Genomic DNA, 5,928 nt, shown 5'->3' with positions numbered 1-5,928 from the left:
CATTAAGAATCGCTTAGTTTTTCACCGGAGCAATATCCATCAATTTCATAAACTCATCTAACTTAGGCATGATGATAATTTCTGTTCTACGGTTTTCTGCTCTTCCAGAAACCGATGCGTTGGCCGTTTTCGGGTTGTATTCGCTTCGTCCACCCGCAGTAATTCTCGCTGGATTTACACCGAATTTTGTTTGAAGCACTTTCGCCATTGAAGTCGCTCTCAATGCAGATAAATCCCAGTTGTCTTTCGGTAAGTTGCTAGAATTCAACGGAACATTATCCGTATTCCCTTCGATCAATACGGAATAAGTGTCATAATCATTAATTACTTTCGCCACTTTTCCTAACACATCTTGCGCCGCTGGCAAAATGTTATAATCGCCAGTTTTGTACAACATATTGTCAGACAAAGAAATCATTACTACTCCTTTCAACACTTTCACTTGAACGTCGTTATCGGCAATATTATCCAACGAACGTTTTAGTTTATTAGATAAAGCCAAGTTCAAACTATCATTTTTCGAGTTGGTAGAGATCAATTGTTTGATGTATTTATTTGATGAATTAATCTCGCCAATTAATTTATCAATGTTCGCAGAACCTTTCCCACTGTTTGCCAAACAAGCATCAAGAGAGGATTTCAATGCATGATTTTGGTCTTTCAAAAGTGCATTTTCGCTTGATAAACCAGCATTCGTAGCTTTCAAATCCTGAATCTCACGTTGTCTCTCACCTACATTAGTAATACATTGGTTGTAATTTGTATTCAATGCATCAAACTGCTTCTTGCTCACACAAGAAGTCATCAATACTGCCATTCCTAAAACAGCTCCTATTTTTCCAATATTCATAATATTCTATTTATTCGTTCAAAAATAGAGAATTCATTTTGAACAGAAGAATTATCTTTGCTAAATATTCCTTAAAAAAACATTAAAATTGCTAAATTTAAAGACTTTTGATCAATCATTAGGTCAAATTTGCGTTCAGCATCGCAACTGCAGATTTTTGCTCGCCGTAAGTGGTGGCGTTGATTCTATGGTTTTAGCAGAATTATTCAAAATTCAAGATTTAAAGTTTCAGGTTGCGCATATTAATTATCATTTACGAGGTAAAGATTCGGATTTCGATCAAAAAATAGTTGAGGATTTTTGCTCGAAAAATCAAATCAAATTTCATCTTTACGAAGTTTCGGGAAAAGATAAAAAGCCCGAAAATTCTGTGCAAAATTGGGCGAGAAATTTGCGTTATAATTTCTTTAGAAAAATTCAGAAAGAAGAAAATATTGATTTTATCGTCACTGCGCATCATTTAAATGATCAATTAGAAACCTTTATCATCAACCTTTCAAAAGCTTCTGGAATTAAAGGTTTAAGCGGAATTCCGGCGAATGAAAACAAAACTTTACGTCCGTTTTTACATTTTACTAAAAATGAAATTTATGATTTTGCCAAAGAGAACAGAATCGAATTCCGCGAAGATTTATCGAACAAAAAAAACGATTATTTAAGAAATTTCATTCGAAACGAAATTGCGCCAAAACTGTTTGAAACCAATGAAAATTTCTTGGAAAATTTTGGCAAAAGCATTTCTTATTTGAATCAAACTAAAAATTTCGTTGAAGAAAAAATTTCGGAAATTGAAAAAGAAATCATCACGCATAAAGAAGATTATTTCATTATTAATAAAGAGAAATTCTTTAATCAAAACGATTTTGTGCAATTTGAAATTCTTCGAAAATACGGATTTAATGATGTTGATGAAATTAAAAAAATTAAAAAGGCAGAAACTGGGAAGCAATTCAATTCTGGTGAATATCTTTTGATTATTGATCGCAAAACTTTAAATCTAAAAACCTCAACCAAAGAAACATCTGATGAACAGGTGATTTCTTTAATTATTAATAATGAGAATGAAATCAATATTTCTGAATTCATCAAGCAAGAAATCGCGAATTTCAATTGGGAATTCGATAAAGAAAAAATTCAATTTCCTTTAAAATTAAGACCTAAAAAAGAAGGTGATTTATTTTATCCAATTTCAATGATCGGTAAAAAGAAAATCTCTAAGTTTTTTAAGGATGAAAAAATTCCTATTTTAGCGCAGCAAAAAATTTGGCTTTTGTGCGATGCGAATAACGATATTTTGGGAGTTATTCCTTTTCGCCAAGACCGCAGATTTGCAGCAACGAAAGAATCTAAAGAAATCATAAAAGTAAAATTAGCACATTCTTAAATTAGAATAATGCGCAAAAAAAGTAAAATAAAAAATGAAATTTAAAAATTGGTTGATCCTTATTCTCGTTTTCCTTTTTCAGGGAATTACCGCACAAATTAAAGATCCTGTAAAATTAAAATACACCATTAATTCGTTACCAAACAACGAATACGAAGCGGTTTTAACGGCAACAATGGAAAAAGACTGGCATATTTATTCCAAAGATTTGCCTGAAGACTCAGGGATTCCAACGGAAGTGATTGTGTCTTCAAAAGACGGAATCGAGCTTATTGGGAAAGTAATTGAAGTGGGCAAAAAGCACGATGAATATTCGGAAGCTTTCGGTGCTCAAATTGTTTACTATTCTAATTCCGTTTTATTTAAACAGAAATTCAAACTTAAAAACAATACAAAACCTGCAAATGTTGTTACAGAAATAACCTATCAAACCTGTAATGACAGAGTTTGTTTGGCTCCGAATACTTTAGAATTTGAACAAAAAATAAGTCCAACTGCTGCTGTTGCAGAAACAGCGTCCGTAACCGAAGAAGCCGCTTCAACGTCGATTGCTGGTACCAATGCAGACAGTGCAAAAGCCACCAATATTGAAGAAACTACAATTGCGGAATCGGTTGCAACCGTACAAGAAGGATTAAAAGTTGCATCAATTGATTTCACAAATCCGCAAACTGATTGCGGAATCGCCCAGAAACAAAATTCTGAAAACTTCTGGACGTATTTATTATTAGGATTTTTCGGAGGATTAATCGCATTGTTGACGCCATGTGTTTTCCCGATGATTCCATTAACGGTTTCGTTCTTTACAAAAGGTTCAAAAGACAAAGCGAAAGGTAAAAGAGATGCGTTTATTTACGGATTTTTTATCTTGTTAATTTTCGTTTTATTAAGTGTTCCTTTCCATATCATTGATGGAATTGCTGGAAATATTTTTAATCAAATTTCGACAAGTGTTGGATTGAACATTGCGTTCTTCGTAATCTTTTTATTTTTCGCAGGAAGTTTCTTCGGATATTATGACATTACGTTACCAAGCGCAATTGCGAATAAATCTTCGAAAGCAGAAGATGCAGGTGGAATTATCGGAATTTTCTTTATGGCTTTAACATTGGTAATTGTTTCATTCTCATGTACAGGACCAATTTTAGGAAGTTTATTAGGAAGTTCTCTTACAGGCTCAGCAGACATTCCAATGTTGTTGACTTTTGCTTTGGCAGGATTTGGATTTTCGTGGGCAATCGTTTTCGGACTATTGGCATTATTCCCACAAGCTTTGCAAAGTTTACCAAAATCTGGTGGCTGGATGAATACCGTAAAAGTTTTCTTAGGATTTATTGAATTAGGTTTGGCTTTAAAATTCTTATCAAAAGCAGATTTAGTTTCCAAAACATTCTTCCTGAAAAGAGAACTATTTATCGCAATCTGGATTTTGATTTCAATTGGATTAGTGCTTTATTTATTCGGGAAAATCAAATTTCCACACGATGATAAAAATGCAAAAATCTCAATGACCAGAAAAGTCATTGGTGTTTTAGGAATTGGTTTTGTGGTGTATTTAATTCAAGGATTATTTCCGGGAGAAAGACCGAAATTGCAATATCTAAGCGGAATTTTGCCTCCAATCAATGTGAGTTATATTCACGATGAAAAAGACGGGATCCTGGGAATGCACCCTGAACATGATTATTTCAAAGCCATTGAAATCGCGAAGAAAGAAAACAAACCAATGTTGGTTGACTTCACAGGTTACGGTTGCGAAAACTGTCGTAAAATGGAGGAATTCGTTTGGAGTGAACCAGACATTTTACCAATTCTACAAAATGAAGTTATTCTCGTTTCCTTATATGTTGATGACAAAGAAGCGTTGCCAGAAAGCGAGCAAACTTCGGTTGACATGGGCAATGGCCAAAAGAAAAAAGTAAAAACAATTGGTGACAAATGGAGTTTGTTCCAGCAAATTAACTTTAATAATAATTCGCAACCGCATTATGTTTTGATTTCACCAGACGGAAAAGTAATCAATACTCCAGTTTCTGGTTATATGCCGAAAGAGGATTTTAAAGCATTCCTGGAATGTGGAATTACTTTCTTTAAGAAAGGAAAATAGACGAATAGATAAAAGATGATAGATAATTGACTTTTAGTCTTGATATAAAAATAACCGGCAGTAATTGTCGGTTATTTTTATTAGGAAATATTTTAAATGAATTAAACTGATTTTTCTTCTTGCTCTAATTTCTCAATTAATAAAGATTTTATCTTCGTAAACGCATAATCTTTCGCTTCTGCAAAGGAAATAGTGTACTGTCTTTCGAAGTTCTGAAACGCTATGGGAAATGGCAATAAAATTTTATCGTAATACGTATCCAAAATTTCTGCGGTCGGCATTTCGAAATTGATTCGGAGCTGAAATCTTCGCATCAAAGCAACATCTATAATTTCTGCATGATTCGTAGCAGCAATCAATAAAGCATTTGTCGGATAATAATCAATAAGCTGAATAATAGTATTCACCAATCTTCTCATTTCGCCGACATCTTTGTCATCGCTTCCCCTTTCCTTTCCGATTTGGTCGAATTCATCAAGAAAAAGAACGGCTTTTTCCCGTGCTGCTTTATCGAAAACCTGTTTGATATTTTGAGAAGTTTCGCCAATTCTAGAACAAACGACATTGCTTAAATTCAAAATTAAAATGGGTTTCCCAAGTGCGTTGGCAATTGCTTTTGCAGTAGTTGTTTTTCCGCAACCGGAATGTCCTTGCAAGAGAATTTTGTTATTGACAGGCAAACCGTATTTCGTTAATTCTTCAACATATTTGTATTCTTTTATAAGTTGCTGAATATTCTGGTGATTGTATTTATTCAGAAAAACATCTTCTAAAGCGACTACTTCTTTATCGTTAATAATAAGATCAAAAACATTCATACTTTAAATTTCTAAGGACAAATTTAGGGAAGATTTGGGAGATTGATCCATTGATAAAAGATTCTTAAGTCATCAAAAAAAACAACAATTACTGCTGGCTATTTTTCGAAATACAAAATAAATGCTATTCTAGATCCACCGTAAATTTTCCTTTCTCTTCGCCAGAAGCCATCAAACTTTTTCCGATGATGAGCCAGAGTTCGCCTTTTGTTTTGATGTCATAAGAAATTTCTCTTCCGAAAGGGCCATCGAAATTGCCATTGGGTAATTTAATTTGATTGAACCTGATATTCATATTAGAATTTTTCGGTGTGATTTTCCCAACGATTTTCTTTCCAATAAAATACTTGATTTTCACAACTAATTGTTGATCATTAGTAGAGAATTCATCAGCGATTGTTATTGGAAGATCTGCCGCATTAATGGTATGTATAATTTCATTTCCGTCAACAACTCTTTCAGTTTTGAACGACTCTTTTAAAGCATTATTTTCGTCGATAGAAACAATTCCGTTCGCTGCGGAATCCATTTTATTCACAATGTTATTCGGGTCTGAAAGAATGGCAGAATCACTCTTTATCTGCTTTTCAGCAAGCACTTTTTCCTTATTGCAAGAAAGCAACAAAATCGGAATGATGAGCAATAGATTTTTCATTTTTATATAGATTTTATTTTATTAACTCATTTAATGAAATATTGAAAGCCAAAATTATTCCGTAAAATTAAATCAAGGAATCAACTCAGAACCTGATTTGCTAAATAACTCAAG

At 33.3% G+C, this 5,928-nt stretch carries 5 protein-coding genes; 2 read left to right on the top strand and 3 right to left on the bottom strand.

Going from position 1 to position 5,928, the window contains the following annotated elements; all coding sequences use genetic code 11:
- Positions 1-13: 13 nt before the first annotated feature.
- Positions 14-850 (bottom strand): OmpA family protein, encoded by an 837-nt coding sequence (locus tag WBY99_RS08525; protein ID WP_423975905.1) that lies wholly within the window; start codon positions 848-850, stop codon positions 14-16.
- Positions 851-938: 88 nt separating this feature from the next.
- On the opposite strand from WBY99_RS08525, the gene tilS reads away from it, so the two are divergent.
- Both tilS and WBY99_RS08515 read left to right on the top strand, forming a co-directional pair.
- On the top strand, positions 939-2,234 hold the full coding sequence (tilS, locus tag WBY99_RS08520; protein WP_423975904.1) for a tRNA lysidine(34) synthetase TilS: 1,296 nt from the start codon (positions 939-941) through the stop codon (positions 2,232-2,234).
- Positions 2,235-2,268: 34 nt separating this feature from the next.
- Positions 2,269-4,341, top strand: a complete 2,073-nt coding sequence (locus WBY99_RS08515) for a cytochrome c biogenesis protein CcdA (RefSeq protein WP_423975903.1) — start codon at positions 2,269-2,271, stop codon at positions 4,339-4,341.
- Between the two features lie 101 nt (positions 4,342-4,442).
- On the opposite strand, the gene WBY99_RS08510 is transcribed toward WBY99_RS08515, so the two are convergent.
- Positions 4,443-5,159: an AAA family ATPase gene (locus tag WBY99_RS08510; RefSeq protein WP_423975902.1), complete on the bottom strand. Its 717-nt coding sequence runs from the start codon at positions 5,157-5,159 to the stop codon at positions 4,443-4,445.
- A 124-nt stretch (positions 5,160-5,283) separates the two neighbouring features.
- Positions 5,284-5,814, bottom strand: coding sequence for a hypothetical protein (locus tag WBY99_RS08505; RefSeq protein WP_423975901.1), 531 nt, complete (start codon positions 5,812-5,814; stop codon positions 5,284-5,286).
- Positions 5,815-5,928: the final 114 nt, after the last annotated feature.

Origin of the sequence: Kaistella sp. (assembly GCF_049588135.1) — a bacterium.
In the GTDB taxonomy this organism is placed as follows: domain Bacteria; phylum Bacteroidota; class Bacteroidia; order Flavobacteriales; family Weeksellaceae; genus Kaistella.
This window is presented reverse-complemented; position numbering and strand designations above follow the sequence as displayed.

Coding starts and splice junctions, on each gene's coding strand:
- WBY99_RS08525 (WP_423975905.1), bottom strand. CDS start 850: ATGAATATTGGAAAAATAGGAGCTGTTTTAGGAATGGCAGTATTGATG.
- WBY99_RS08515 (WP_423975903.1), top strand. CDS start 2,269: ATGAAATTTAAAAATTGGTTGATCCTTATTCTCGTTTTCCTTTTTCAG.
- WBY99_RS08510 (WP_423975902.1), bottom strand. CDS start 5,159: ATGAATGTTTTTGATCTTATTATTAACGATAAAGAAGTAGTCGCTTTA.
- WBY99_RS08505 (WP_423975901.1), bottom strand. CDS start 5,814: ATGAAAAATCTATTGCTCATCATTCCGATTTTGTTGCTTTCTTGCAAT.